The organism is Anoxybacillus ayderensis (assembly GCF_013761015.1).
In the GTDB taxonomy this organism is placed as follows: domain Bacteria; phylum Bacillota; class Bacilli; order Bacillales; family Anoxybacillaceae; genus Anoxybacillus; species Anoxybacillus ayderensis.
Map to the genome: position 1 here is coordinate 260932 of NZ_JACDUV010000004.1, position 25671 is coordinate 286602.

The 25671-nt window shown below is 42.8% G+C and carries 31 protein-coding genes and 1 other annotated feature; of the genes, 29 read left to right on the forward strand and 2 right to left on the reverse strand.

Annotated elements, in window-relative coordinates; all coding sequences use genetic code 11:
- The first annotated feature begins 5 nt into the window (after window positions 1-5).
- From HNR63_RS07905 to pheA, 27 genes are all read left to right on the forward strand, one after another.
- The gene (locus HNR63_RS07905; RefSeq protein WP_181520375.1) at window positions 6-1250 is read left to right on the forward strand and encodes a VanW family protein; all 1245 of its coding nucleotides are present in this window, start codon (window positions 6-8) and stop codon (window positions 1248-1250) included.
- On the forward strand, window positions 1247-2908 hold the full coding sequence (locus HNR63_RS07910) for a GspE/PulE family protein (RefSeq protein ID WP_085788057.1): 1662 nt from the start codon (window positions 1247-1249) through the stop codon (window positions 2906-2908). The genes HNR63_RS07905 and HNR63_RS07910 overlap by 4 nt, the downstream gene beginning before the upstream one ends.
- Window positions 2909-2918: 10 nt before the next feature.
- A complete protein-coding gene (locus HNR63_RS07915) occupies window positions 2919-3953 on the forward strand; it encodes a type IV pilus twitching motility protein PilT (protein ID WP_021093868.1) in 1035 nt (344 codons plus the stop codon).
- A 5-nt stretch (window positions 3954-3958) separates the two neighbouring features.
- A complete protein-coding gene (locus HNR63_RS07920; RefSeq protein ID WP_181520376.1) occupies window positions 3959-5170 on the forward strand; it encodes a type II secretion system F family protein in 1212 nt (403 codons plus the stop codon).
- Window positions 5171-5245: 75 nt separating this feature from the next.
- The gene (locus tag HNR63_RS07925; protein ID WP_181520377.1) at window positions 5246-5743 is read left to right on the forward strand and encodes a prepilin-type N-terminal cleavage/methylation domain-containing protein; all 498 of its coding nucleotides are present in this window, start codon (window positions 5246-5248) and stop codon (window positions 5741-5743) included.
- 24 nt (window positions 5744-5767) lie between these two features.
- Window positions 5768-6526: a prepilin peptidase gene (locus tag HNR63_RS07930; protein ID WP_343047672.1), complete on the forward strand. Its 759-nt coding sequence runs from the start codon at window positions 5768-5770 to the stop codon at window positions 6524-6526.
- A 12-nt stretch (window positions 6527-6538) separates the two neighbouring features.
- A complete protein-coding gene (gene pilM / locus HNR63_RS07935) occupies window positions 6539-7507 on the forward strand; it encodes a type IV pilus biogenesis protein PilM (protein ID WP_181520378.1) in 969 nt (322 codons plus the stop codon).
- Complete coding sequence (locus HNR63_RS07940) at window positions 7491-8072, forward strand: PilN domain-containing protein (protein WP_085788061.1); 582 nt, start codon at window positions 7491-7493, stop codon at window positions 8070-8072. Before pilM ends, HNR63_RS07940 begins: the two co-directional genes overlap by 17 nt.
- A complete protein-coding gene (gene pilO, locus HNR63_RS07945) occupies window positions 8069-8695 on the forward strand; it encodes a type 4a pilus biogenesis protein PilO (RefSeq protein ID WP_181520379.1) in 627 nt (208 codons plus the stop codon). Before HNR63_RS07940 ends, pilO begins: the two co-directional genes overlap by 4 nt.
- Before the next feature lie 13 nt (window positions 8696-8708).
- Window positions 8709-9149: a type II secretion system protein gene (locus tag HNR63_RS07950; protein WP_085788063.1), complete on the forward strand. Its 441-nt coding sequence runs from the start codon at window positions 8709-8711 to the stop codon at window positions 9147-9149.
- A 106-nt stretch (window positions 9150-9255) separates the two neighbouring features.
- Window positions 9256-10035, forward strand: a complete 780-nt coding sequence (locus tag HNR63_RS07955) for an SPOR domain-containing protein (protein ID WP_181520380.1) — start codon at window positions 9256-9258, stop codon at window positions 10033-10035.
- A 114-nt stretch (window positions 10036-10149) separates the two neighbouring features.
- Window positions 10150-10719 carry a Maf family protein gene (locus HNR63_RS07960; protein ID WP_181520381.1) on the forward strand — a complete coding sequence of 190 codons (570 nt, stop codon included), beginning with the start codon at window positions 10150-10152 and terminating at the stop codon, window positions 10717-10719.
- Between the two features lie 28 nt (window positions 10720-10747).
- Window positions 10748-11422 (forward strand): RadC family protein, encoded by a 675-nt coding sequence (gene radC, locus HNR63_RS07965; protein ID WP_035049165.1) that lies wholly within the window; start codon window positions 10748-10750, stop codon window positions 11420-11422.
- An 84-nt stretch (window positions 11423-11506) separates the two neighbouring features.
- The gene (locus HNR63_RS07970) at window positions 11507-12529 is read left to right on the forward strand and encodes a rod shape-determining protein (RefSeq protein ID WP_006320433.1); all 1023 of its coding nucleotides are present in this window, start codon (window positions 11507-11509) and stop codon (window positions 12527-12529) included.
- A gap of 19 nt (window positions 12530-12548) precedes the next feature.
- Window positions 12549-13409: a rod shape-determining protein MreC gene (gene mreC, locus HNR63_RS07975; protein ID WP_181520382.1), complete on the forward strand. Its 861-nt coding sequence runs from the start codon at window positions 12549-12551 to the stop codon at window positions 13407-13409.
- On the forward strand, window positions 13406-13930 hold the full coding sequence (gene mreD, locus HNR63_RS07980; protein WP_085788068.1) for a rod shape-determining protein MreD: 525 nt from the start codon (window positions 13406-13408) through the stop codon (window positions 13928-13930). Before mreC ends, mreD begins: the two co-directional genes overlap by 4 nt.
- Before the next feature lie 79 nt (window positions 13931-14009).
- The gene (gene minC, locus HNR63_RS07985) at window positions 14010-14660 is read left to right on the forward strand and encodes a septum site-determining protein MinC (protein WP_216367445.1); all 651 of its coding nucleotides are present in this window, start codon (window positions 14010-14012) and stop codon (window positions 14658-14660) included.
- A gap of 2 nt (window positions 14661-14662) precedes the next feature.
- Window positions 14663-15469, forward strand: a complete 807-nt coding sequence (gene minD, locus HNR63_RS07990; RefSeq protein WP_009361731.1) for a septum site-determining protein MinD — start codon at window positions 14663-14665, stop codon at window positions 15467-15469.
- 88 nt (window positions 15470-15557) lie between these two features.
- Entirely contained in the window at window positions 15558-16289 is a 732-nt protein-coding gene (locus HNR63_RS07995; RefSeq protein WP_181520383.1) for a peptidoglycan DD-metalloendopeptidase family protein, read from the forward strand.
- The gene (locus HNR63_RS08000) at window positions 16282-17145 is read left to right on the forward strand and encodes a M50 family metallopeptidase (protein ID WP_181520384.1); all 864 of its coding nucleotides are present in this window, start codon (window positions 16282-16284) and stop codon (window positions 17143-17145) included. Before HNR63_RS07995 ends, HNR63_RS08000 begins: the two co-directional genes overlap by 8 nt.
- 44 nt (window positions 17146-17189) lie before the next feature.
- Window positions 17190-17268: a sequence feature (ribosomal protein L21 leader region), on the forward strand.
- A 14-nt stretch (window positions 17269-17282) separates the two neighbouring features.
- Complete coding sequence (gene rplU / locus HNR63_RS08005) at window positions 17283-17591, forward strand: 50S ribosomal protein L21 (RefSeq protein ID WP_003396311.1); 309 nt, start codon at window positions 17283-17285, stop codon at window positions 17589-17591.
- Between the two features lie 10 nt (window positions 17592-17601).
- Complete coding sequence (locus tag HNR63_RS08010; protein ID WP_042534164.1) at window positions 17602-17937, forward strand: ribosomal-processing cysteine protease Prp; 336 nt, start codon at window positions 17602-17604, stop codon at window positions 17935-17937.
- 13 nt (window positions 17938-17950) lie between these two features.
- A complete protein-coding gene (gene rpmA, locus HNR63_RS08015) occupies window positions 17951-18241 on the forward strand; it encodes a 50S ribosomal protein L27 (protein ID WP_003396301.1) in 291 nt (96 codons plus the stop codon).
- Between the two features lie 89 nt (window positions 18242-18330).
- Complete coding sequence (locus HNR63_RS08020) at window positions 18331-18879, forward strand: Spo0B C-terminal domain-containing protein (RefSeq protein WP_084220256.1); 549 nt, start codon at window positions 18331-18333, stop codon at window positions 18877-18879.
- A 28-nt stretch (window positions 18880-18907) separates the two neighbouring features.
- Window positions 18908-20194 carry a GTPase ObgE gene (gene obgE / locus HNR63_RS08025; protein WP_085788073.1) on the forward strand — a complete coding sequence of 429 codons (1287 nt, stop codon included), beginning with the start codon at window positions 18908-18910 and terminating at the stop codon, window positions 20192-20194.
- A 22-nt stretch (window positions 20195-20216) separates the two neighbouring features.
- Window positions 20217-20657: an ACT domain-containing protein gene (locus tag HNR63_RS08030; protein WP_042534170.1), complete on the forward strand. Its 441-nt coding sequence runs from the start codon at window positions 20217-20219 to the stop codon at window positions 20655-20657.
- Window positions 20658-20671: 14 nt separating this feature from the next.
- Window positions 20672-21535 carry a prephenate dehydratase gene (pheA, locus tag HNR63_RS08035; RefSeq protein WP_181520385.1) on the forward strand — a complete coding sequence of 288 codons (864 nt, stop codon included), beginning with the start codon at window positions 20672-20674 and terminating at the stop codon, window positions 21533-21535.
- A gap of 12 nt (window positions 21536-21547) precedes the next feature.
- Here the strand turns inward: pheA and HNR63_RS08040 are convergent, their stop codons facing one another.
- A complete protein-coding gene (locus tag HNR63_RS08040) occupies window positions 21548-22081 on the reverse strand; it encodes a transcription repressor NadR (RefSeq protein ID WP_085788076.1) in 534 nt (177 codons plus the stop codon).
- Window positions 22078-23214 carry an IscS subfamily cysteine desulfurase gene (locus HNR63_RS08045; protein WP_181520386.1) on the reverse strand — a complete coding sequence of 379 codons (1137 nt, stop codon included), beginning with the start codon at window positions 23212-23214 and terminating at the stop codon, window positions 22078-22080. Before HNR63_RS08045 ends, HNR63_RS08040 begins: the two co-directional genes overlap by 4 nt.
- Before the next feature lie 92 nt (window positions 23215-23306).
- On the opposite strand from HNR63_RS08045, the gene nadB reads away from it, so the two are divergent.
- Both nadB and nadC read left to right on the forward strand, forming a co-directional pair.
- On the forward strand, window positions 23307-24839 hold the full coding sequence (gene nadB / locus HNR63_RS08050; protein ID WP_181520387.1) for an L-aspartate oxidase: 1533 nt from the start codon (window positions 23307-23309) through the stop codon (window positions 24837-24839).
- Window positions 24836-25666 carry a carboxylating nicotinate-nucleotide diphosphorylase gene (gene nadC, locus HNR63_RS08055; protein ID WP_181520388.1) on the forward strand — a complete coding sequence of 277 codons (831 nt, stop codon included), beginning with the start codon at window positions 24836-24838 and terminating at the stop codon, window positions 25664-25666. The genes nadB and nadC overlap by 4 nt, the downstream gene beginning before the upstream one ends.
- Window positions 25667-25671 lie beyond the last annotated feature (5 nt).

A 25671-nucleotide genomic window follows, 5' to 3' on the forward strand; every position in this document is an offset into this window, starting at 1 on the left:
ATGCCGTGCGCCAAATCGCTTCGCTTAAGTTGTTTTTTACGTTACTTCTTACCGTTTCATATTTACTTGCAAGTACGAAAGTGGCGACATGGGCGTACGAGTCGTTCGTTAGTGGCGATACATTTGTTGAAGGAACGATGATCGGACCAGTCGATATATCAAATCGTTCATACGAAGAAGCGTATGAACAAATCAATCAAAAAGTAAATGAGTGGAAACAATCAGCGACGATTACGCTCATGCTAGAAGGAAAAGAAGCAACGGTACAAACTAATCATTTTACATTTCATATTGAGGAGAGCATGAAACAAGCGGAGAGCGGAAAAACTACCCCTCTCCTCGTTTCCGTTAATGGACAAGCTTTGCAAGATGTGATTTCTTCGCTTGGTGCATTAAGTGATTGGATCGATGTTGAAAAAGTAAGAGCACAAGTAGAACAAGCTGCAGCTTCGCTTACATCTGCTCAACTATCTCTTAGTCAATACGTTCGAGAAGAGATGCAAAAGGAAACGATATTATCGCAAGCAACTATCCCGTTCCATCAAGAACTTCATGCGATAACGCAAACAACCGTTGTCATTGAGCCAAAACAAGTGTTTTCTGTTTTGGACTTTTTCAAAAAGCAAGGAATAAGCTTATCAAAAGAAGCGATGACGTTATTTGCATCTGGATTGTATGAGGCGGTTGTACCGACAAATTTTGAAATTGTTGAACGGCATACGAGCCCTATATTACCAAATGGGATTAAGGCAGGATTTGAAGCAGCTGTTGAACAAAATAAAAAAGACTTTATGTTTTTTAATCCAAACGATCAGTCGTACACGGTTGAAATGAGAACGGAAGGCAGTCAAATGAAACTTTCTCTTACAGGAATACCGTTTATGTATCAATATGTATTAAAGACGGATCCAATTGAATATTACGATCCAAAAACGATTGTCCAATATAGCGCATTGTTGAAGCCGAACGAAAAGCGGATCAAGGAAGAAGGAAAAAAAGGAATGCTCATTCGTTTGTATAAAGAAGTGTACGATCGAAACCGAACATTAATTGAGACGGTACCCGTTTCGGAAGATTTTTATCCACCTGTTCATCGCGTCGAATTGCGTGGGTTGCGATCGGGAGTAAATAACGGAACAAGTGAGACACCAACTCCAAATGAATCACCTTCAACACAGTTACCACAACAAGATGATATATGGGGAAATGAAAACGAGCAAATGAAAGGAAATGAGGATGAGACCTCATGAAAAAGCAAGAGCGAAAAAGATTAGGCGATTTGCTTATTGAAGCGGGATTAATTACGAAAGAACAACTCGAAGAAACGTTAAAAGAAAAAGCACCTGGTCAAAAATTAGGGGATGCGTTGTTGCAGCGAGGATACATTACGGAGCAACAGTTAATTGAAGTATTAGAGTTTCAACTTGGCATCCCACACGTCAGCTTATATCGTTATCCAATTGATCCGAAATTAACGAATCTCGTACCGAAAGAATTTGCGAAACGAAACATGCTTATTCCTTTAAAGCAAGAAGGGGATCGGCTATTTGTTGCAATGGCAGATCCAATGGACTTTTTTGCGATTGATGATTTGCGTTTATCGACGGGCTTTCATATTGAAGTAGCTATTGCATCAAAAGATGATATTTTACGGGCAATTAATAAATATTACGATATTGATGATTCGGTGGAAGAATTTTTAAACATTGCTCCTGCGCAAGAAGTGCGCGAACAAGAGAAACTTGTTGAAGATGACTCGCCGATTGTTCGACTCGTCAATCAAATTTTACAAATGGCAGTAGAACAGCGGGCGAGCGATATTCATATTGACCCCCAGGAAACAAAAGTCGTCATTCGTTATCGCATCGACGGCATTTTGCGTACAGAACGAGCGTTGCCTAAGCATATGCAAGGAATGTTAACGGCGCGTATTAAAATTTTAGCGAATATGGATATTACAGAACATCGCGTTCCGCAAGATGGACGTATTAAAATGAATATCGATTTTCACCCGGTCGATTTGCGTGTATCGACATTGCCGACGATTTATGGTGAAAAAATCGTTATGCGCGTGCTTGACTTAGGAGCGGCGTTAAACGACTTAAACAAACTTGGATTTAATAAATTGAATTTACAACGGTTTATTCAATTGATCGAACAACCAACGGGCATCGTGTTAATTACGGGGCCGACCGGTTCAGGAAAATCGTCGACGCTTTATGCGGCATTGAACCGATTAAACGGCGAACATGTGAACATTATTACAATTGAAGATCCGGTCGAATATCAGCTCGAAGGAGTGAACCAAATTCAAGTCAATCCAAATGTCGGGATGACATTTGCCGAAGGGTTGCGCTCGATTTTGCGTCAAGACCCGAACATTATTATGGTTGGAGAAATTCGTGATCGCGAAACAGCGGAAGTGGCGATTCGTGCTTCTTTAACAGGACATCTCGTGTTAAGTACGTTGCATACAAACGATGCATTAAGCACTGTTGCTCGTTTAATTGATATGGGGGTCGAGCCGTTTTTAGTTGCCACATCACTTTCAGGGGTTGTTTCTCAACGTCTCGTGCGTCGCGTTTGTCGCGATTGTCAAGAAGAGCACGAACCGACGAAGCGAGAAATCGACATTTTCGCGCGTCGTGGTTTAAAAATTGAAAAAGTGATGCGGGGGCGGGGCTGTCCGACGTGCAATATGACAGGATATAAAGGACGTATTGCGCTACATGAATTAATGGTCATGTCTGATGAAATGAGAAAAGTGATTTTAAATGGCGAATCGCTTTCGAAACTGCGCGAAATTGCGATAAAAAATAAAATGATCTTTTTAATTGATGACGGACTATTAAAAGTGAAACAAGGGCTCACGACAACAGAAGAAGTGTTGCGTGTAAGCATTGGATAAGGTGATGAAGATGAAACAAAAAGTAGATGCGATGTTACGTGCCGCATTTGAGCTAAAAGCATCTGATATTCATTTAACGGTCGGCGTTCCCCCGATTTTTCGCGTGAACGGAGATTTAAAACGATACGGTCAAGAGGTGTTATCGCCAATCGATACGGAACAAATGGCAAAAGCGATTGTTCCGGAGCATATGTGGCCGCGTTTTGAAAAAGACGGCGAGTTAGATTTGTCATATAGCCTATCAGGTGTTTCTCGTTTTCGTGTAAATGTGTTTAAACAGCGTGGATGCATATCGCTCGCCATTCGTACCATACCGACAAAAATTCCGACGCTTGAAGAATTGCAATTGCCAGATGTATTGAAAAAGTTAGTGACAAAACCACAAGGTCTTATTCTCGTTACTGGACCGACAGGAAGCGGAAAATCGACGACGTTAGCCGCAATGATCGATTATATGAATAAAACGATGCGCAAACATATTATTACGCTTGAAGATCCGATTGAATACGTGCATAAGCATGGAGGATGCATTATTGACCAGCGTGAAGTCGGGACGGATACAAACAACTTCGCAAACGGACTTCGGGCAGCGCTGCGTCAAGACCCGGATGTCATTTTAGTTGGAGAGATGCGCGATTTAGAAACGATTCAAACAGCTATTACCGCCGCAGAAACAGGGCATCTCGTATTCGGGACGCTGCATACGTCCAGCGCACCGGCGACAATTGATCGCATCATTGATGTGTTTCAACCTGAACAACAAACACAAATTCGCATTCAATTGGCAACCGTTTTAGTTGCAATTATTTCGCAACGATTATTTCCACGCGCTCAAAAAAACGGGCGCATCGCAGCGACAGAAATATTAATTAACAATGCAGCGATTGCGAATTTAATTCGTAACGGAAAAATTCATCAAATTCCGAGCATTATGCAAACGAGCCGCGCGCTCGGCATGCATACGCTTGAAGCGAACATTAAAGAGCTTGTGCAGCAAGGGTTCATTGCAAAAGAATCGGTGGAGCCGTATTTGCAGGAAGGATGAGATAGATGGCGCAATTTCGCTATGAAGCACGCGATGTGCATGGGCGAGTGAAAAAAGGTACGATCGTTGCTTCTTCGCGTCGAGATGTCATGATGAAATTGCGGGAGCAACGATTAAAAGTCATTGATGTACGCGAAGTACCGCAGACGTTATTAACAAAAGAAATTACGTTTGGAAATCCTGTGAAGCTGCAGCATTTCGTCATTTATTTACGCCAATTTGCCACGTTGTTAAAAGCGGGGGTGACGATCGTTGACGCCACTCGCATTTTAGGGGAACAAACAGAAAGTAAAGCGTTAAAAAAAGCGCTCGTGCGCATTGAGGAGCAATTAAGAAGCGGTCAACCGTTATCTGTCGCGATGACCGATCATCCGAACATTTTTCCTTCGCTCGTCGTCAATATGATTCGTGCGGGAGAAGCGAGCGGAAGCATTGACGAAACGCTCGAAAGGCTTGCCGATCATTTTGAAAAAGTGCATCGCACAAGACAAAAAATTGTGTCTGCTTTAGCATATCCGATCGTTGTTGGAATCATTGCTGTCATCGTTGTCATCTTTTTGCTCGTGAGCGTCGTTCCGACATTCGTTTCGATGTTTGCTGATTTTGGTGCAGAGTTGCCGGCCATTACGAAGTTTGTTTTACGTGCAAGCGAAGTGATGCAAACGTATTGGTGGGGCGTTATTTTGCTGTTTATCGCTTTATATATTTTATTGATCGTGTTAAGAAGACAAAAAGCAACGAAATATTACTTAGATGTTCTCATGCTTCGCATGCCAATTTTCGGTGGAATGATGCAAAAAGCGGTGCTGGCGCGCATGACGCGCACATTAAGTTCCCTTTTTTCAAGCGCTGTTCCGATTTTACAAGCGCTTGCGATCGTTGAAACGGTTGTTGAAAACGAAGTCGTTGCCCGCGTCATTCGTACATCGCGTGATGCGCTTGAACGCGGGGAATCGTTAACAGAGCCAATGAAGCGACATTGGGCATTTCCGCCACTTGTTACACAAATGATTGCGATCGGAGAGCAAACCGGTTCACTTGATGCGATGCTTGCCAAAGTCGCTGACTTTTACGAAGCGGAAGTCGAAGCAGCGACCGATCGTTTAAAATCGTTAATTGAGCCGCTCATGATCGTATTGCTTGCAAGCGTTGTTGGGACGATCGTCACATCCATTTTAGTGCCGATGTTTGATATATTTAATCATATTCAACAATAAAACTAGTACTTTTCAACTAGACTGTGATCGTGTAAAATGATGAGAGAAAACAGAAAATTGCAAAGGAGAGGAATTATGTTAAAACGATTCATTCGTAACGAAAAAGGTTTAACGTTAATTGAGTTGTTGGCAGTCATCGTTATTTTAGGGATCATTGCTGCCATTGCGATTCCGAGTATTGGGGGATTAATCGACAACTCCAAAAAAGACGCCCATGTAGCAAACGCACAACAAATGATTAACGCTGCAAAAATTGCTGTGACAGCGGATAAATCTCTTGTTCCTCCGAAAAGCCAGAGTTTGTATGTAAATCTTTCCTATTTAGAGGATAAAGGATACTTAGAGACCGTGAAGGATCCAGATGGTTTAGGCTATACAAAAGCTACAGCCAACACTCCTGCTCCTTCAGCTACTTTAACTGAACCAAGTTCAGATTCTTATGTTGTTATTTCTGCTGATAGTAACAATAAATTGAGTTATAAGGTCAAATTAGTGAATTCTTCTCGGGGTGTTCAAACGAGTGATAATAAAGCTGTAGCTGAAGATCAGTTAAAACGTGATAATGTGAGATAACATCGTTTAAGGGAAGTAAAGATCGTGTTTACAGCATATTATATTGCATTTTTTGTTTTAGGTCTTCTCCTCGGCTCATTTTATAATGTTGTTGGGTTAAGGGTGCCGAAGGGGGAGTCGATTGTTGCGCCGCGTTCGCATTGTCCACATTGTAAGCGAACGTTGACGGCGTTAGAGTTAATTCCAGTTGTTTCGTATGTGTTGCAAAAAGGGAAATGTCGCGCGTGTTCGGCGCGCATTTCCTTTGTTTATCCGTTAATTGAGCTGTCCACGGCTATATTGTTTACGCTTGCCCCGCTTTTTGTCGGTTGGTCAGCGGAAGTAGCCGTTAGTTGGACGCTCATTTCTTTATTCGTTATTATTTTTGTTTCTGATGTGCATTATATGGTTATCCCAAACCGTGTTTTATTATTTTTCACTCCACTTCTTCTTGTTGAACGTTTATGGATTGCTCCGCTTACTCCTTGGTGGGATAGTTTGCTCGGTAGTGTTGTTGGGTTTATGATATTGTTTGTAATAGCGGTTGTGAGTAAAGGTGGCATGGGCGGTGGAGATATTAAGTTATTTGCGTTAATTGGTTTGGCGCTTGGCGCAAAGCTTACCGTTTTAGCGTTCTTTTTATCGACGCTCGTCGGGACGATATTCGGACTGATTGGCATGGCGCTCGGGCGTGTGAAACGAGGCGAACCGATGCCGTTTGGACCAGCGATCGTCGTTGGGACGTTAATCGCTTATTTTTTCGGGGAAACGATCATCCACGCGTACGTAAAGGTTATGATGTAAGGAGAACGAACTATGCGGCTTTTTTCGATGAAACATAAAGTGGGCAACATTGTTATAAAAGATCACGTCATTCGCTATGTCGAGTTAAAACAACAGCAACCGCTCGTTTTGCATACGTGTGAGGAATGGCCGCTCCCAGAAGGAATTGTGCGGGACGGGAAAATTGTCGATGAAGAACAGCTCGCTCATATTATGGAGCAATGTGTCGACATGTGGAAAATGAAACGTCGCCGCGTACGATTCCTCGTTCCTGATCCACTCATCGTTATTCGGAAAGTTGCGTTACCGAAAGAAATCGATGTAGAAGATATACGTAGTTATTTATTTATGGAAATTGGTTCAACGATCCCGCTTCCGTTTGAAGATGCCGTATTTGACTACGCCGTGCTTGAAAAAACGAAAGAAGCGCTTCATGTTTTATTGTTTGCCGCACCGGAAGCGAACGTAATGCAATATGCACAGCTATTTGAAGCAGTCAAATTAAAACCGATTGTGGCAGATATTTCTCCACTTAGCTTATATCGCTTATTTTACACATTTGATTTAGCGAACGATGTCGATCACTTTTTATTCGTTCAATTTGATTTATCGTCGTTAAACGTCAGCGTATTTTATCAACATCGCCCAATATTCACGCGTCAGTTAGCGTTTGATGCCCAATGGACGTTTTGGGAAAAGACGAATGAAGGATGGACGTGGTTGAAAGAAGGTCAACCTGAACGTCAGCTAGAGGACGTATATAAAGAACTCGAGCGCGTCATGAACTTTTATCGCTTTTCGTTGCAGCAAGGCAAAGCGCAAATTACACGCGTCATCATCACCGGCGATCATCCGCTCGTTCATACATTTTCCCTCTTGTTACAAGAGCGTCTTGATGTCGCGGTTGAAACGTTGACGCTGCCGCTTTCGGTCGACCCAGCTTATTATTTACCAATTGGACTCGGACTAAAAGAGGGTAATGCATATGCTCGTAGAAATTAACTTACTGCCAAAACGTGAACAAAAATCCCGACTTATTCCACTTTTATCCATTGTGTTTACTGTTTTATTGATCGTTGGCGCGACAACATTTTATGTCATTGTACAGCGCATGGAACAACAAATCGCGCAATTAAAAACGGAGCTCGATCAAACGAAAGCGTTACGAATCGCAGAAGAAGAAAAACAAAAAACAGCTGCGAACACATCTGTCGGAGTCCAGTTGCAAGAAGCGATTCAATGGGCGGAGCAATATCCCATTCACACGGTCGCGCTTTTACATGAATTGATTGAACGTTTGCCAGAGCGCGGGTTTTTAATGAACGTTTCTTATGCGCGAGATGGTGCCATTCAATTGACTGCTCAATTTGATACAACGCGTGAAAGTGCTGCATATTTACAAGCGTTAAAAGATGCCTCGTTTATCGCTGACGTAAAACTGACGAGTTTAACTGCATCAGAAGGAAAGGCGGAAGAAGAAGGAGCAATGCCGCGGTATATCGGACAGTTTACTGTTCAACTGAATATGGAGGAATGGAAAAAACAGCAACAAGGAGGGGAAAAATGAGAAAAGGACTTATTGTGGCGGTCTCTCTCTTGTTGCTTACGCTACTATCATTTGCGCTATATATATATATGTACAAACCGCTTGATGACCGAAAAGAACAACTGGAAACAGAATTGCAGACGGAAAAAAAGTTGCTGCAAACGTTGCAAAGCAAACAACCGTCGGACGATTTGCGTGTTAGTCTTGTCGAGTTACAAAAACGCGTTCCTGTTCAACCGTTTGTCGAGCAATTTTTATTAGATATTGAAAAAGCGGAAGTTGTATCCAATAGTACGGTATTGTCGCTTACATTTCAAGAAGGGGAAAACGTCGAAGGACCTCCCACTCCGATTCAAAAATTAACGGTCAATATATCTGTTCGTTCTCCTTCTTATTTTGCGCTCGAACAATTTATTGATGTGTTGGAGCGATCGAAGCGCATCGTTTCAGTCGATTCGCTATCGTTTACAGGATATGAAGAATGGACGACGGTGATGGATGAAGTACCGGAACTGTCTTATTCCCTCACTGTTTCAACGTTTTATGCACCAGAGTTACGCCAATGGATTGAGCAACTGCCACCGCTTGATTTACCGCAACCGAGCGAAAAGCGCAATCCGTTTCCTTCATTAACGGAGCAATAAAGGAGTCGGTCGGATGCAAAATGAGCGCGGAATGACGTTAATTGAACTGTTAGCCGTCATTGTTATTTTAAGTATTTTAGTCATGATTGCGACTATTTCTGTTGTTGAAGTCATTAAAAAGTCACGTGATCGAGCGTTTGTCGCGACAGCGTATTCGCTATACGAGGCGGCAAGGCTTCACGTTGGTGCGCAGAAAGTAGAGTTTTTAACACCAAATGAAAGTGAAATATTAACGTACAAACAGTTAGTTGACGATGGCGTTCTTGAGGGAATCATGGATCCGTACACATCGAAACGGTTGCCCCCAAACGATGATTCGTATGTCATTGTGACGAAGCAACATGACGGCACGATTGCATATGCGGTTTGTTTAAAAGGAGAAACGAAGCAAATTTGTAAAGAAAATGGTGTACCTGTCGATCAGTTGTCGGTCGATGACATTCAAGATCGATAGTGCGAAATTTGACGAAAACCTTCCGCGACGAGACGACAAATGTCTCGTTTTTTTTTTCTTTTTTTATGTTACGATGACCGAAGAATGACAGCGGGAGGGAGAAAAGTTGGACAAGCCAGCGAAAAAAGCAATTGTGATTAAAGTGAATGGGAAAGAACAACCGTATACGACGGCGACGAACGTATTACCGCAATGGTCAAGTGACGGGAGCGATGAAAGGCATGAAAAACAAGATGATTCGATCCAATTTGAAACGGATAGTAAACGATATAAAAAACGATCACCTTGGCGTTCGTTTTTGCTAGCGATCGCTTTAGCTGTCGTTCTTGGGACAAGCTTCGGTTTATTTGTATTAACGATCATTCCGACAACTGACACTCCTTCGACCGCCACATTGCAGCAAGAACAAAAGGAAGAAGAGCCAGTTGCGCAACGGACAGAAACCGTTTTTGTCGTTCAAGGTGGGGTGTTTCAAGATGCGGAAGCGGCGAAAGCGTACGCGCAAAAAATAAAAGGACAACATCGTCCAAGCGTCATGGTAGGAAAACAACCGATTTACGTCTTTTTAGGCATGGCATTAACGAAAGAGGAGGCAAAGAAAATCGCGAGCTTATACGAATCGCTCGGAATTGACACATACGTAAAAGCATGGAACGTATCCGTGGACGAAAAAGAAAATGAACCGTTTATGACGATCGTTTCCGCGATTAGTTTATTATTGAATGGACAACCGTTTTCAAATGAACAATGGAAGCAGCTCCAGTCGTATTCGTTTCATGATGAACAGATGAAAAAAGCGTATGAAGCGCTTTTCGCTTTCCGGCAAACAAACGATCAAGCACAATTATGGGCCGCACAACAACATATATTAAATGTTTTACAATAAGAAGCGCACAGCTTCTTTTTTTCTTTGTCGAACCATTGTATATTGTGTATAAATTTGGTACGATACAAGTGTATCTTCCTTGAAACAAACGCTCATGACAGAAAGGTGATGACGATGCAACTTGTGTTAGCTTCTAGTTCTCCTCGTCGAAAACAACTTCTTCGTATGCTTGGACTTCCGTTTGACATCCTCGTCAGCGATGTCGATGAATTATTCGATGCTGAGTTATCCCCAAGTGAAATTGTACAGCAGCTCGCACATAAAAAAGCAAATGCGGTATGGCAACAAAAAAAAGACGCGTGCGTCATCGGGGCTGATACGATCGTTGTGTGTGAAGGAGAGGTGCTTGGGAAGCCGACGAGCGAACAAGACGCCTTTCGTATGTTAAAACGTTTATCCGGAATGACACATGAAGTATGGACAGGTGTCGCCATTTGTACAGAAAAAGAGTGCGTCACTTTTGCAGAAAAAACGGACGTCACGTTTTGGCCGCTTACAGATGAAGACATTTGGGCGTATATTGCGACAAAAGAACCGCTCGATAAAGCGGGCGCGTACGGCATTCAAGAACGGGGAGCGCTTTTTGTAAAAAAGATTGACGGCGACTATTTTTCCGTTGTTGGTTTGCCGATTGCAAGGATCGCTCGCGAATTAAAAAAATTCGGATTTTATCCATTTCGTTAAAAAAAGGTTAAAATAGAGGGGGGAACGTATGCTTATTCGTCATGTTCCACCCGATGAACGCCCGCGTGAACGCTTGCTTTCTGAAGGACCGCAAAGTTTATCCAATCAAGAATTGTTAGCCATTTTGCTTCGCACGGGGACGAAACAATATTCCGTTCTTACGCTTGCGCAACATTTACTTACCCATTTTGAAGGACTTCGTCAGTTAAAAGATGCAACGATTGAAGAAATGACAAGCATTAAAGGGATCGGAAAAACAAAAGCGATCCAAATTATTGCAGCGCTTGAGCTTGGCCGACGCGTGCATCAAATTCAATACGATGATCGTTACGTCATTCGTTCTCCGGAAGATGGTGCACGTTACGTCATGGAAGATATGCGTTTTTTAAGCCAAGAACATTTCGTTGTGTTATATTTAAATACGAAAAATCAAGTGATGCATAAAAAGACAGTATTTATCGGCAGTCTAAATGCATCGATCGTCCATCCGCGCGAAGTGTATAAAGAAGCGATTAAACGTTCTGCTGCTTCCATCATTTGCATTCACAATCATCCGTCAGGGGACCCGACGCCGAGCCGCGAAGATATTGAAGTGACGCGCAGGCTCGCGGAATGCGGCCGTCTCGTTGGCATTGAGCTGCTTGACCATTTAATTATTGGTGATAAAACATATGTGAGTTTAAAAGAAAAAGGATATGTGTAAATCATTCTCTTTTCATTGTAATTGCGTTATAATAAATGTCATGAGTTTTTGAAAGCATTTTGTTTCAGAAAGGAAGATACGAACATGTTTGGAATTGGATCAAGAGATCTCGGAATAGATTTAGGTACTGCCAACACGCTTGTATATGTCAAAGGAAAAGGAATCGTTTTGCGCGAGCCTTCTGTCGTTGCGCTACAAAAAGATACGAAACAAATTGTTGCGGTTGGGAATGAAGCGAAACAAATGATCGGACGTACGCCAGGAAACGTTGTGGCGCTTCGTCCGATGAAAGATGGAGTGATCGCTGATTACGAAACGACAGCCATTATGATGAAGTACTACATTAAGCAAGCGACGAAAAATAGTGGACTGTTTGCTGGAAAGCCATACGTGATGGTGTGCGTGCCGTCAGGGATTACGGCGGTCGAGGAGCGTGCCGTCATTGACGCGACGAGACAAGCAGGGGCTCGCGACGCTTATACGATCGAAGAGCCGTTTGCGGCAGCAATCGGTGCGAATTTGCCTGTATGGGAACCGACAGGAAGCATGGTCGTCGACATCGGGGGTGGCACAACGGAAGTCGCTGTCATTTCTTTAGGTGGTATCGTTACGAGCCAGTCAATTCGTGTTGCTGGTGATGAAATGGATGAGGCAATTATCCAATATATTCGCAAAACGTACAATTTAATGATTGGGGAGCGCACAGCGGAAGCGATTAAAGTCGAAATTGGTTCGGCAGGCAATCCGGAAGGGATCGGAAGCATGGAAATTCGCGGTCGTGACTTATTGACAGGCTTGCCAAAAACGATTGAAATTCATGCGGAAGAAATCGCTGAAGCGTTGCGCGATACGGTATATGCCATTGTTGATTCCGTAAAAAATACGCTTGAAAAAACGCCGCCAGAACTTGCTGCAGATATTATGGATCGTGGAATTGTGTTAACGGGTGGAGGAGCGTTGTTGCGCAATTTAGATAAAGTCATCAGCCAAGAGACGAATATGCCAGTCATTATTGCTGAAAATCCGCTCGATTGCGTGGCGATTGGTACAGGAAAAGCGCTTGACCACATTCATTTATTTAAAAATAAAGCGCGAGACCATCGCTAATGTGTAAGAAGGTGTCGTCATGCCGAAATTTTTCTTAAATAAACGGCTAATTATCTTGCTTGTTAGCATCATGGTGCTCGTGGCTCTCATTGGTTTTTCGTTAAAAGAACGAAGTGAATTAACATGGATGGAAAAATTCGCAAAAGACACCGTTGTTTTTATGCAATCTATCGTGCACAAGCCCGCACAGCTCGTTGCGGGCTTCTTTGAAAATGTGAACGATTTGCGTCATACATATGAAGAAAACAAACAGTTAAAAGCGCATTTAGAACAATACGTTCTCTTGCAGTCCGAGGTGGAATCGCTCAAAAAAGAAAACGAACGTTTGCGTGAACTACTTGATAAAAAAGAAAGTTTACGTGATTTTGTCGCCATTCAAGCGACGGTGATCGGGCGCAATCCAGATCGTTGGGAAGAGACGTTAATTGTAAATAAAGGATCCCAACACGGTGTAAAAAAAGATATGGCTGTTATTACACCTCAAGGACTCATCGGCAAAGTGCGTAGCGTCTCACCATTTAGCGCAACGGTGCAACTTCTTAGCGCAAATGATCGACAAAATCGCATCTCTGCGTTTGTTCAAGGAGATGAAAACGTATTCGGTTTAATCGAAGGATACGATGAAGAACGGGAAGCATTGCTGCTGAAACGCCTTCCATATGATGCGAAAATAAACAAGGGACAGCGTGTATTTACATCAGGACTTGGCGGGATTTTTCCAAAAGGACTATTTATCGGAGAAGTGGAAGAAGTCGTTGCGGATGAGTACGGGCTTACACAAATTGCCTATATCAAGCCAGCAGCGAATTTTTATGACATTGATGATGTGATGATCGTGAAACGAAAAATTGAAATGTCGCAAGAGGAGGAAGGACAATGAGACGTTTGTTTCTTCCTTCCCTTGTGACCGTTATGTTTTTATTGGAAAGCATTATCGTACAACTTTTCCCCGATCCATTATTCGATGTTTATTTGCTCGTTCCGCGCATTTTGCTTATTTTGATCGTGTTTATTACGATTTTTATTGGACAAACAGAAGGAATGACGTATGGATTTATTTTTGGTCTGTTATATGATGTCGCATATACAGAACTATTAGGCGCTTATGCGTTCGCCTTTTCGCTTATCGCTTATTTAATTGCGAAAGCGATGAACATTTTTCATAAAAATGCATGGACAGCTTCCTTTTTTGCGATTGTTGCCATTGCATGTGTCGAATGGTACGCATATGCCATTCAACTCGTTATTAGCCGGACGACGATGCCTGTTCAAACGTTTTTGCAGTCGCGCTTTTTGCCAACGCTATTTATTCATACAATTGTTATTTTAATCATTGCTTATCCGTTAAAGCAAACGCTGCTTAAGTGGTGTGAGAAGCGGGACGAATCGTCGCCAGTATGAAGGAATACAAGAAAAATGCGGAGAACTATTCATTGAGGTGAAAGTCGTGGCTGGCAAGGAGAAAAGACCATATGTGTCAATGAAAGGGACGAAAGAAGGGCTGACGTTGCATCTTGATGATACGTGTGCCTATGACGAATTGTTAAAACAAGTGGATGAATTATTGACGACAACAACACGCGACGAAGAAGGGCCGCTTGTTGCTGTGCACGTTCATGTTGGCAACAGATATTTGACGCGTGAGCAAGAAGAACGATTGCGCGATGTGATTCGAACGAAAAAGCATTTAATTGTCCACTCGATTGTAAGCAATGTCATGACGAAACAAGAAGCGTTAGAATGGAAGAAGAAAAATGAAATTGTATCTGTTGCGAAAATTATTCGTTCTGGACAAGTGTTACACGTTGATGGGGACTTACTTTTAATCGGTGATGTGAATCCTGGTGGAACGGTTATTGCAACAGGAAATATTTTTATATTAGGAGCATTGCGCGGCATTGCACATGCAGGGTATGAAGGAAACCGTCAAGCGATTATCGCTGCATCGGTGATGAAGCCGACGCAGTTGCGCATTAGTGATGTGATGAATCGAGCGCCAGACTACCGTAGCGATGAAGGAAATGAAATGGAGTGCGCTTATATTGATGAACATGATCAAATTGTTGTCGATCGACTCCAGCTATTGATGCATTTACGTCCGAATTTAACTCGGTTAGAAAGGAGTTTTTGACAGTGGGAGAAGCGATTGTTATTACTTCTGGCAAAGGCGGCGTTGGCAAAACGACAACGACGGCAAATCTCGGAACGGCGCTAGCGTTATTAGGAAAGCGAGTCTGTCTCGTTGACACCGATATCGGTTTGCGCAATCTTGATGTCATTATGGGACTTGAAAATCGCATTATTTACGATCTTGTCGACGTCGTCGAAGGACGTTGCACCATTCAAAAAGCGCTCGTGAAAGATAAACGATTTGAAGATCGTTTATATTTATTGCCAGCTGCCCAAACGAGTGACAAATCGGCTGTCACACCAGAGCAAATGAAACAACTCATTGACGATTTAAGACAAGATTACGATTATATTTTAATTGATTGTCCAGCAGGCATTGAACAAGGATATAAAAATGCTGTTGCAGGAGCTGATGAAGCAATTGTCGTGACGACGCCGGACATTTCAGCTGTGCGCGATGCTGATCGAATTATTGGTTTACTTGAAAAAGAAGAGCATATGAAACGACCACGTTTAATTATTAATCGCATTCGTAGTCATATGTTAAAAAATCATGATATGTTAGATATTGATGAAATTGTGATGCACTTATCGATTGACTTACTTGGGATTATAGTCGATGACGAACATGTCATTAAAGCGTCAAATAACGGTGAACCGATCGTTCTTGATCCGAACAGCAAAGCGTCTTTAGCATATCGCAACATCGCTCGTCGCCTTCTCGGTGAATCCGTACCGCTTATGTCGCTCGATGATGAAGAACAAAAAGGTTTTTTCTCGAAAATAAAAAAGCTATTTAGCGCGCGTTAGCACTTCCGTTTGGAGGTGCTTTTTTTATTCATATCTTCTCCATTTCCCCATACATATAATACAAATCGGACGAGAGGGGTGTGGGAGTGTGAGCGATCGAATTGAACATATTCGAAAGCGAATCGCCAAGCGAAAAAAGGAGCGTGAACGTTACGTTCAAACGATGATGACAAATTGGAGTGAAGAAGAAAAATATGGGAATCCAACAGTTGTGACGTACGATGGGGAGCGGGAACCGCCACTTTTTCGGAAAGATATATTTTTATTGAAAAGCTTTTTATCAGCTCTTTTGTTTTTTGGCGTTGCGATTTTATTTCAATACGACTCCCCGAACGTTGAAGGTGCGCGTACATTTGTGAAACAAGCGATGGAAAAAGATTTTCAATTTGCTACAGTTGCACAATGGTACGAAAAAACATTTGGGAAGCCATTAGCATTTTTTAACGTAAAAAAACAACAAGAGACAACAACAGCCGCGTATGCCTTTCCAGCTTCAGCGCGCGTTGTGGAAACGTTTGAACATAATGGACAAGGCATCGTCATTGAAACCGATCAAGCCATTAAAGCAGTCGAAGAAGGAATTGTCGTATTTGCAGGAGTGAAAGAACCGTACGGAAAAACAGTCATTATTCAACATGCCGATGGAAGTGAAACGTGGTACGGAAAGTTATCCGCTATTTCGGTGAAGTTGTATGATTTCATTGAGGCAGGAAAAGAAGTCGGGAGAGCGGAAACAAATAATCATAAAGGTTTGTTTTATTTTGCGGTGAAGCAAGGGGATCATTTTATTGATCCAGTTCAGGTGATTTCCTTTGAATAAATGGTTATCTATTTTTATAAACATTCATATTCATCCACTTTTTTGGGTTGTTGCGCTTATTGCCATTATGACTGCACAATTTCAGACGCTTCTTTTACTGTTTTGGATTGTGCTTTGGCACGAACTCGGACACGTTGTCGCAGCGCATATGTTTTCATGGCGCGTCAAACGCATTTTACTTTTGCCGTTTGGCGGAGTGGCTGAAATGGACGAACACGGGAACCGACCGTTTCATGAAGAATTGATCGTCACATTAGCAGGGCCGTTTCAGCATATATTTATTTTTTTCATCGCGTATATCGCTCATGAAGCGAACATGTTATCTAATGAATGGTATTATCAACTAATTGAATATAATGTATCTATTTTACTCATTAACTTATTGCCCATTTGGCCGCTTGATGGAGGGAAGCTCTTTTTTTTGTATCGTACAGCGCGTACATCGTTTCGACGGGCGCACGAACAAACGCTTTATGCTTCCGTCTTTTTTTTAGTCATCTGTTTCGTCGCTTTATTGATCAACGCTCCATTGCACATGAATTTATGGATCATCGGCTGCTTTTTAGCGCATGCCATTTGGATGGAATGGAAGCAACGTCCGTATGTGTGGATGCGTTTTTTGTTGGAACGATATTACGGAAAACGGGTCGAATATCGAGCGTTAAAGCGACTTGTCGTGGATGCGAACGATTCGTTATTTCACGTTCTTCTTTTATTTCATCGCGGGAAAAAACATGCGATTATCGTAAAGAAAAATCAAATGGAAATGGAGCTTGATGAAAACGAATTGTTGTACGCTTATTTTCATGAGAAACGAACGAATGAACCGATCGGCCATTTGCTTTATACGTATTGACAATTGTTTTCTTTTTATGCTATCATCTTCTATGTTGTGTAGCACCCGTGCTACAACCGCTCGGCTAAGGCTATTTAAGCGTTCGCTTGAACCGCCTCACAGCTGGCGAGTCTGAGTCTAATTTAGGAGGTGCAAATATGTACGCGATTATTGAAACTGGTGGAAAACAAATTAAGGTACAAGAAGGCCAAGCGATTTACATCGAAAAAATTGATGCAGCAGAAGGCGAAACAGTAACATTTGACAAAGTGCTATTTGTAGGTGGCGAAAACGTAAAAGTTGGCAATCCTACAGTCGCTGGCGCAACAGTAACGGCGAAAGTTGAAAAACATGGTCGTCAAAAGAAGATCATCGTTTTCAAATATAAGCCAAAGAAAAACTATCGTCGTAAGCAAGGTCATCGCCAACCATACACAAAAGTTGTAATCGAAAAAATTAACGCATAAGGCGTAAGCGATGATTCGTATCACGATTAATCGAACGGTGGAAGGGACGATTCGTTCCTTTACGATTAGCGGACACGCTCAGTTTGCGAAGCGTGGACAAGATATTGTATGTGCAGGTGTATCAGCCATTTCGTTTGGTGCGGTTAACGCAATCGTCGCCTTGACGAATGTGAAACCGATCATTCAACAAGGAAAAGACGGCTATCTTCATTGCGAACTTCCGACAATTGAAGATAAGAAAGCACAAGCCGACGTGCAACTTCTTCTTGAAGGGATGATCGTGTCGCTCCAAACGATTGAGCGTGATTACGGAAAATACGTCAAAATAACGACGAAAACGTTGTAGGAGGTGACACGGCATGTTACGTTTAGATCTTCAGTTTTTCGCATCGAAAAAAGGGGTAGGTTCAACAAAGAACGGTCGTGATTCGATCGCAAAACGTCTTGGCGCGAAACGTGCAGACGGTCAATTCGTTACAGGCGGTTCTATTCTTTACCGTCAACGCGGAACGAAAATTTACCCAGGATTAAACGTGGGACGCGGTGGCGACGACACACTTTACGCGAAAGTTGACGGCATCGTTCGTTTTGAGCGCATGGGTCGCGATCGTAAAAAAGTGAGCGTATATCCTGTTGTGAAAGAAGCATAAGGAAGTGGAAAACTCTAACCGACTTGGTTAGGGTTTTCTTTTTGTTGGCGTATGTTATAATTATAGTCAAACTGTTTATGGGAGAATGAATGATGGAGAAGCGGTGGACGATTGTAGAGGCATTGCGTCATTCCCGACACGATTGGCTCAATAAAATCCAATTAATTAAAGGAAATTTATCTTTACAGCGTATCGATCGCGTCAATGAAATAATTCAACAAATTATCATTGAAGCAGAAAATGAAGCGAAGCTCACGAATTTACAAACAGAACGGTTTGCTGAACTGCTCATGACGTACCATTGGCAAGCACGTCATATTCAACTAGAGTATGAAGTGTTAGGGGAGCCACGTTCATTACATGCATATGATCATATGCTCGCTACGTGGTGTCAACGATTTTTACATATGCTTGAGGAATGTTCTTCTCCACATGTTGAAAACTATGTAACGATTACGATTGACTTAACAGAAAACGACGTGCGGCTCTTTTTTGATTATCGTGGTATGCTTCATGAACTTGAGATGGTAAAACAATGGATTCAAAAGCATAGTCAATATGATGCGTTCACGCTTTGTGAACATGCGATTCATGAACATGAACTAACCATATGTGCAATGATTCATCTTGTTGAGTAAAAGATGAAAAGATCGGAGGAGAAAAACGATGTTTGTTGATCAAGTGAAAATATATGTGAAAGGTGGCGACGGTGGAAACGGAATGGTCGCGTTTCGACGCGAAAAATACGTACCAAAAGGCGGACCTGCTGGAGGAGACGGTGGAAAAGGTGGCGATGTCGTCTTTGTTGTTGATGAAGGGTTGCGCACGTTAATGGATTTTCGCTATCAACGCCATTTTAAAGCGCCGCGTGGCGAACATGGCATGTCAAAAAATCAACATGGGAAAAATGCAGAAGATTTAATTGTAAAAGTGCCACCAGGGACAGTTGTCATTGATGATGAAACGAAAGAAGTGATTGCTGATTTAACAGAGCATGGACAACGATTTGTCGTAGCAAAAGGCGGACGAGGTGGACGTGGAAATACTCGCTTTGCGACTGCATCAAATCCGGCTCCGGAAATTGCTGAAAATGGCGAGCCAGGGCAAGAACGATACGTGACGCTAGAATTGAAATTGCTCGCGGACGTTGGACTTGTTGGTTTTCCGAGCGTTGGGAAATCAACGTTACTATCCGTCGTTTCAGCGGCGAAGCCGAAAATTGCAGAATACCATTTTACAACGATCGTTCCGAATTTAGGTGTTGTTGAAACGGAAGACGGTCGCAGTTTTGTTATGGCTGATTTGCCAGGTCTCATTGAAGGAGCGCATCAAGGTGTCGGGCTTGGGCATCAATTTTTGCGCCATATTGAGCGGACGCGCGTCATCGTTCACGTCATTGACATGGCTGCCATAGAAGGCCGAGATCCGTATGAAGATTATTTAGTCATTAACGAAGAATTAAAACAGTACAATTTGCGTCTAACAGAGCGGCCACAAATTATTGTTGCGAATAAAATGGATATGCCAAACGCGGAACAACATTTGCGTGAATTTAAAGAAAAGTTAAAGGACGATGTGCCGATTTTCCCGATTTCAGCAGTGACACGCCAAGGGTTGCGCGAACTATTATTTGCGATTGCTGATCTGCTTGAAACGACGCCAGAATTTCCGCTTTATCCACAAGAGGAAGAAGCGATTCATCGCGTCGTTTACAAATTGGAAAAAGAGGAAGCACCGTTTCATATTACGCGTGATGATGATGGAACGTTTATTTTGTCAGGAGAAAAAATTGAAAAGCTGTTTAAAATGACCGATTTTTCACGGGAAGAGTCGGTGCGTCGCTTTGCACGTCAATTGCGTTCACTTGGCGTCGATGATGCGCTGCGCGCTCGCGGAGCAAAAGATGGGGATATTGTAAAGCTGTTGAATTACGAATTTGAATTTGTCGACTAATGCGAAAGGGGGAGCTTGTGCGGTGGATAAAAAATTTTATTTAGTGCGAGAAGATGTATTACCTGAAGCAATGAAAAAAGTGTTGGCGGCAAAAGAATTAATTGAACGAAAAAAAGTCGATTCTGTTGCCGATGCTGTGCAACTTGTCGATGTCAGCCGAAGCGTTTTTTATAAATATCGTGACGCGGTTTTCCCGTTTCATACGATGGTTCGGGAACAAATTATTACGCTTTTTTTCCATTTAGAAGACCGCTCAGGCACCCTTTCGAAGCTATTAAGCGTCGTTGCCTCCGCAAATTGCAACGTTCTTACGATTCACCAAACGATTCCGCTTCAAGGGCGGGCGAATGTCACGTTGTCCGTTAGTACGAGCGAGATGGCGATAACAATCGATGAGTTACTTTCGCAATTAAAACAGTTGCCTTTTGTTGAAAAAGTAGAAATTCTCGGTTCAGGGGCGTAGAGAGGGGAAGGATTGTGAAAATAGGATATTTAGGACCAGAAGGGACGTTTACGCATGCGGCTGTTGAAGCGATTTTCCCTCATATACGAAACGTTCCATATCATACGATTCCACAATGTATGGACGCTGTCCGCGACGGAGAAGTCGAGCTAGCCGTTGTCCCGCTAGAAAATGCACTAGAAGGTTCTGTAAATTTGACGATCGATTATTTAATTCATGAATGTAATTTACCGATTGTTGGGGAAATTATTGCACCAATTGAGCAACATTTGCTTATACATCCATCTCAATTGGACGATTGGATGCATGTTGAACGCATTTATTCTCATTCGCATGCGATTGCTCAATGCCATAAGTTTTTACATCGTCATTTAAAGCACGCCACGTATGAATACGTCACATCAACAAGCGCAGCAGCAAAATATGTGAGCGAGCATCCAGAAGAAAAGATCGCGGCGATCGGCAATCGTCTTGCTGCGAAACAATACGGCTTAGCGATTGCGAAAGAAAACATTCATGATTATGACTACAACCATACGCGCTTCATTGTTTTGCATCGCGAGCGCGATTTGTTGCCTGTTACAAATAAAGAAGATGGGTTTAAAACGACGTTAATGGTCATGTTGCCAAAAGATCAGGCAGGAGCGCTTCATCAAGTGTTATCAGCGTTCGCGTGGCGAAAGCTTAACTTGACAAAAATTGAATCCCGCCCAGCGAAAACAGGGCTAGGGAACTACTTTTTTATTATTGATATTGATCAAAAAATGGACGACGTTTTAATTCCAGGAGCGATTGCAGAATTGGAAGCGCTCGGCTGCACGGTGCAAATATTAGGTAGCTATCCATACTATACGGTGAAAAAAACATCCCTCGTGTAAAGGGATGTTTTTTTACTCAATCAAAAATCGTGCTTGTTTTAATGCAACGCATGCTTCATCAAGTTTTTCTATGGAATCTGCTTCGAGTGTATGCAGATGGACGCCATCGGTCAGCTGAGACAAGTAGGCAGATTTCGTTTCGTTAATTTTTTGAATAAATTCATCAACTTCTAACCGATTGCTAACCATAATGGACGCTGTTAAATCTCCGTATACCGGATGCTCAATTTTCACGTCTTTTACTGTGACGCCATGATCGACGATTGTATATAGTTCGTCTTTCGTCTGTTCTGGCGTGTGGCAACAAGCGATGACGCGCGTATACATATGGGTAGAAGAAGGAGATAAATATAAGTACCCTTGGCTTGTTGCAATAATCGGTTCGTTTTTTGCTTTTAATAGCGAAATATCTTGAACGATCACTTGGCGGCTCACGTTCGTTTTATTAGCCAACTCCGTTCCTGTCATCGGGCGTTTCGTTTCTTTTAACCATTGCAAAATGAGCGTTCGACGTTCTTCCCCTAGTAGTTTTCTCTCTTTTTTCATCGTGACATCCTTTCTCTTTGAAGCTGTTCAAGTGCGGAAACAACGGCTTCGACCTCGCTTTTTGTCGTATGCATGCCAAATGATAGGCGAATGAATTGTTTTGCTTCGTCTTCTTCTTTGCCGATGGCGATCATCGTTTTTGATGGTGCTTGCTTGCCGACTTGACATGCGCTTCCGGTAGAAATCGCAATCCCGTGACGATTGCAATGCAACATCACATATTGTCCTTCAAAGCCGTGAACGAGACAGCCAACAATATTTGGTAGTTGATCTGTCGGATGTTCAAAAACAGTGATTGGCAATTGTTTTTTCACGATTTGTTCAACAAAATAACGACGCAATTCGGTTATGTTTTGTTGAACCGTTTCTCGTTTTTTTTCCGCTTCAAGCGCTGCGGTTGTGAACGAAGCGATGCCAGGGACGTTTACCGTTCCGGGACGAAATCCGCTTTCATGTGTTGTGTTTGGCAGCCACATATGCCAACGTACGCTCGGATTCACATACACAGCCCCGACCCCTTTTGGACCATAAATTTTATGGCTAGCAATCGATATGCTATCGAGGTGAAGTTGTTTCACATCTATCGGTATTTTACCAAAAGTTTGTACACAATCGCTATGAAAGACAATTTGTTTTTCTTTTAATAATTTACCGATTTGTTGCAACGGTTGAATCGTACCAATTTCAGAATTGGCATGTTGAACAGAGACGAGAATCGTTTCGTCCGTTAATGCCTGTTCAAGCGCTTCGATATCCACTTGCCCGAAGCGGTCGACTGGCACGTACGTCACGGTAAATCCTTCTTGTTCGAGTTGTGCGCATACAGCGTGAACGGAAGCGTGCTCGACGCTTGATGTAATAATGTGTTTTCCTTTATGACGATGGGCGTAAGCGAGCGAACGAATAGCGAGAACGTTCGCTTCTGTTCCTCCGCTTGTAAAATATATTCCTTTTTCCTCGCCACGAATGAGTTGAGCGAGTTGTTTTCGACAAATCGTAAGCAATTCGTTTGCAGCTGTTCCGACATCATGGAGGCTGCTTGCATTTCCAAAATATGTTCTCGCACTTTCTACATAAACCGCTAAAGCTTCTTCACTCATTGGTGTTGTTGCGGCGTAATCTAAATAAATCATCTCGTTCACCACTTCCAAAAACAAAAGTCTTGTCATCAGTTTAAATATATGTCAATATAGGTGTCAAGACAGTATGAAATGGAGGAACATCCATGCGCGAAGCGGATGTGATTATCGTTGGTAGCGGCCTTGCAGCGTTAATGGTTGCCTATCATTTATGTGAGCATAAAAATGTGATTATTTTCACGAAGTCGAATAAAGAGACGAGCAACTCTTGGCTTGCTCAAGGGGGCGTCGCGGCTGCCATTCATCCTGACGATCATTGGTTAACTCATTATACGGATACGATAATTGCCGGATGTGAGCATAATGACGAGGAAGCGGTACGCATTTTAGTTCAAGAAGGACGCGAGGTCATTCAACAGTTTATGAACCTCGGTTTTTCATTTGATGTTGATGAGCATGGCCAATTGCTTTTCGGGCAAGAAGGGGCGCACCGTATGAGACGCATTTTACATGCGGGGGGCGACGCGACAGGAAAAAACATGGTTTCATTTTTATTTGAAAAGCTTTCTAGCCGTGTGACGTTTATTGAAAACGATCCGGTCATTGATTTGCTCGTTTCCGATGGACGTTGCGTAGGTGTACAAACGAAAAATGGAACGTATACAGCGAACGCGATCGTGATTGCGACAGGCGGGATTGGACAGTTATATACGTTTACATCAAACGCAGAAACGGCAACGGGCGATGGCATTGCGATGGCATACCGAGCAGGTGCTGCTGTAGCAGATATGGAATTTGTGCAATTTCATCCAACGATGCTTTATGTGGACGGAAAAGCTGTCGGTCTCATTTCGGAAGCGGTTCGTGGAGAAGGAGCGATTTTATTGACCTATGACGGTCGGCGCGTCATGGACGGAGTGCATCCACAAAAAGATTTAGCGCCGCGCGACGTCGTATCTCGGGCCATTGAGCGCGAAATGAAAAACGGTCATCTTGTTTTTTTAGATATCTCGATGATTCCGCATTTTTCATCCCGTTTTCCGACGATTACATCGCTTTGTGAGCGCTATCAAGTCGATTGGCGCAACGGTTTCCTTCCTGTTGTCCCAGGTGCTCACTTTTTAATGGGCGGCATCGTTGTGAATGTCGATGGTGAAACGACATTACCGGGACTGTATGCCGTTGGGGAAGCAGCATGTACAGGTGTGCACGGAGCGAACCGTTTAGCAAGCAACTCACTGCTCGAAGCGCTCGTCTTTAGTCGACGCGTTGCTTTCCAATTGTTGAACAAAACGGAGCAACGTTTGATGTTAAAGAAAAGCGAAACAAAAGAAAATAACGTACATATTGCGTTACCGACAAAAGAGGACATTCAGCATATCATGACGCAATATGTCGGCATTGTGCGCGATTATGATCAACTGTTTTACGCGAAACAATGGTTTGAACAATATTCGATTGATGAGCTTGTCAACATGTCACCAGAGTATGATGACGAGAAGCGGACGATTATATACATGTTGATCGTTGGCTGGCTTGTGACGACTTCAGCTTTGCAAAGAAGAGAAAGCCGAGGGGCTCATTATCGAAGTGACGAGCCATTTGAAAGAACGTATTGGGAAAAGCGGCGCATCGTCCGCACGAAAGAAGAACATCTCATGAAGGAGGGATTCCGTTGAATGAGCTAAAGCTAAAAGAGTTGCTTAAGCAGTTTTTTTTAGAAGATATCGGAGAACGCGATATAACAAGCGAAACGATCTTTTCTCGTGAGGATGAAGGAAGAGCGATATTTGTTGCCAAAGAAGATGGAATTATCGCAGGGGTATCGATGATTGATATCGGATATAAGCTATTGCACCCATCGATCACATGTCAATTATATAAAAGAGACGGAGAACGCGTAAAAAAAGGAGAGGTTATCGCCGTCGTTTCAGGTCCGACCATCCCGATTTTATCAGGTGAGCGCGTCATTTTAAATCTACTTCAGCGCATGAGCGGGATTGCTACGTTGACAAACCGAGCTGTTCGAGCGTTAAACAGCAACCATACACGCATTTGTGACACGCGAAAAACGACGCCGGGCCTGCGGATGTTAGAGAAATATGCGGTAACGTGTGGCGGCGGATACAACCATCGTTTCGGTTTATATGATGGAGTGATGATTAAGGATAATCATATTGCGTTTTGTGGTTCGATTACAAAAGCAGTCGAACGCGTCCGTTCACAGCTTGGTCATATGGTAAAAATTGAAGTGGAAACAGAGACGAAACAACAAGTGATCGAGGCGGTTGAGGCAGGGGCGGATGTCATTATGTTTGATAATCGTACGCCTGAAGAAATTCGTGAATTTGTTCAACTCGTCCCACCATCGATCATTACGGAAGCTTCCGGAGGAATTACTCTTGAAAATATTGCACAGTATCGGGATACAGGTGTGGACTATATTTCGTTAGGCATGTTGACGCATTCAGCGAAAGCGTTAGATATTAGTTTAAACGTGCAGTAGGAGGA

Excerpts from the sequence above, each read along its gene's own strand:
- pilM (WP_181520378.1), top strand. The coding sequence starts at position 6,539 with ATGCGGCTTTTTTCGATGAAACATAAAGTGGGCAACATTGTTATAAAA.
- HNR63_RS07970 (WP_006320433.1), top strand. The coding sequence starts at position 11,507 with ATGTTTGGAATTGGATCAAGAGATCTCGGAATAGATTTAGGTACTGCC.
- HNR63_RS07950 (WP_085788063.1), top strand. The coding sequence starts at position 8,709 with ATGCAAAATGAGCGCGGAATGACGTTAATTGAACTGTTAGCCGTCATT.
- mreD (WP_085788068.1), top strand. The coding sequence starts at position 13,406 with ATGAGACGTTTGTTTCTTCCTTCCCTTGTGACCGTTATGTTTTTATTG.
- HNR63_RS07925 (WP_181520377.1), top strand. The coding sequence starts at position 5,246 with ATGTTAAAACGATTCATTCGTAACGAAAAAGGTTTAACGTTAATTGAG.
- HNR63_RS08010 (WP_042534164.1), top strand. The coding sequence starts at position 17,602 with ATGATTCGTATCACGATTAATCGAACGGTGGAAGGGACGATTCGTTCC.
- HNR63_RS07940 (WP_085788061.1), top strand. The coding sequence starts at position 7,491 with ATGCTCGTAGAAATTAACTTACTGCCAAAACGTGAACAAAAATCCCGA.
- minC (WP_216367445.1), top strand. The coding sequence starts at position 14,010 with ATGAAAGGGACGAAAGAAGGGCTGACGTTGCATCTTGATGATACGTGT.
- HNR63_RS08045 (WP_181520386.1), bottom strand. The coding sequence starts at position 23,214 with ATGATTTATTTAGATTACGCCGCAACAACACCAATGAGTGAAGAAGCT.
- rpmA (WP_003396301.1), top strand. The coding sequence starts at position 17,951 with ATGTTACGTTTAGATCTTCAGTTTTTCGCATCGAAAAAAGGGGTAGGT.
- HNR63_RS07915 (WP_021093868.1), top strand. The coding sequence starts at position 2,919 with ATGAAACAAAAAGTAGATGCGATGTTACGTGCCGCATTTGAGCTAAAA.
- HNR63_RS07960 (WP_181520381.1), top strand. The coding sequence starts at position 10,150 with ATGCAACTTGTGTTAGCTTCTAGTTCTCCTCGTCGAAAACAACTTCTT.
- HNR63_RS07920 (WP_181520376.1), top strand. The coding sequence starts at position 3,959 with ATGGCGCAATTTCGCTATGAAGCACGCGATGTGCATGGGCGAGTGAAA.
- HNR63_RS07910 (WP_085788057.1), top strand. The coding sequence starts at position 1,247 with ATGAAAAAGCAAGAGCGAAAAAGATTAGGCGATTTGCTTATTGAAGCG.
- nadB (WP_181520387.1), top strand. The coding sequence starts at position 23,307 with ATGCGCGAAGCGGATGTGATTATCGTTGGTAGCGGCCTTGCAGCGTTA.
- HNR63_RS08040 (WP_085788076.1), bottom strand. The coding sequence starts at position 22,081 with ATGAAAAAAGAGAGAAAACTACTAGGGGAAGAACGTCGAACGCTCATT.
- rplU (WP_003396311.1), top strand. The coding sequence starts at position 17,283 with ATGTACGCGATTATTGAAACTGGTGGAAAACAAATTAAGGTACAAGAA.
- HNR63_RS08020 (WP_084220256.1), top strand. The coding sequence starts at position 18,331 with ATGATGGAGAAGCGGTGGACGATTGTAGAGGCATTGCGTCATTCCCGA.
- mreC (WP_181520382.1), top strand. The coding sequence starts at position 12,549 with ATGCCGAAATTTTTCTTAAATAAACGGCTAATTATCTTGCTTGTTAGC.
- obgE (WP_085788073.1), top strand. The coding sequence starts at position 18,908 with ATGTTTGTTGATCAAGTGAAAATATATGTGAAAGGTGGCGACGGTGGA.
- pilO (WP_181520379.1), top strand. The coding sequence starts at position 8,069 with ATGAGAAAAGGACTTATTGTGGCGGTCTCTCTCTTGTTGCTTACGCTA.
- radC (WP_035049165.1), top strand. The coding sequence starts at position 10,748 with ATGCTTATTCGTCATGTTCCACCCGATGAACGCCCGCGTGAACGCTTG.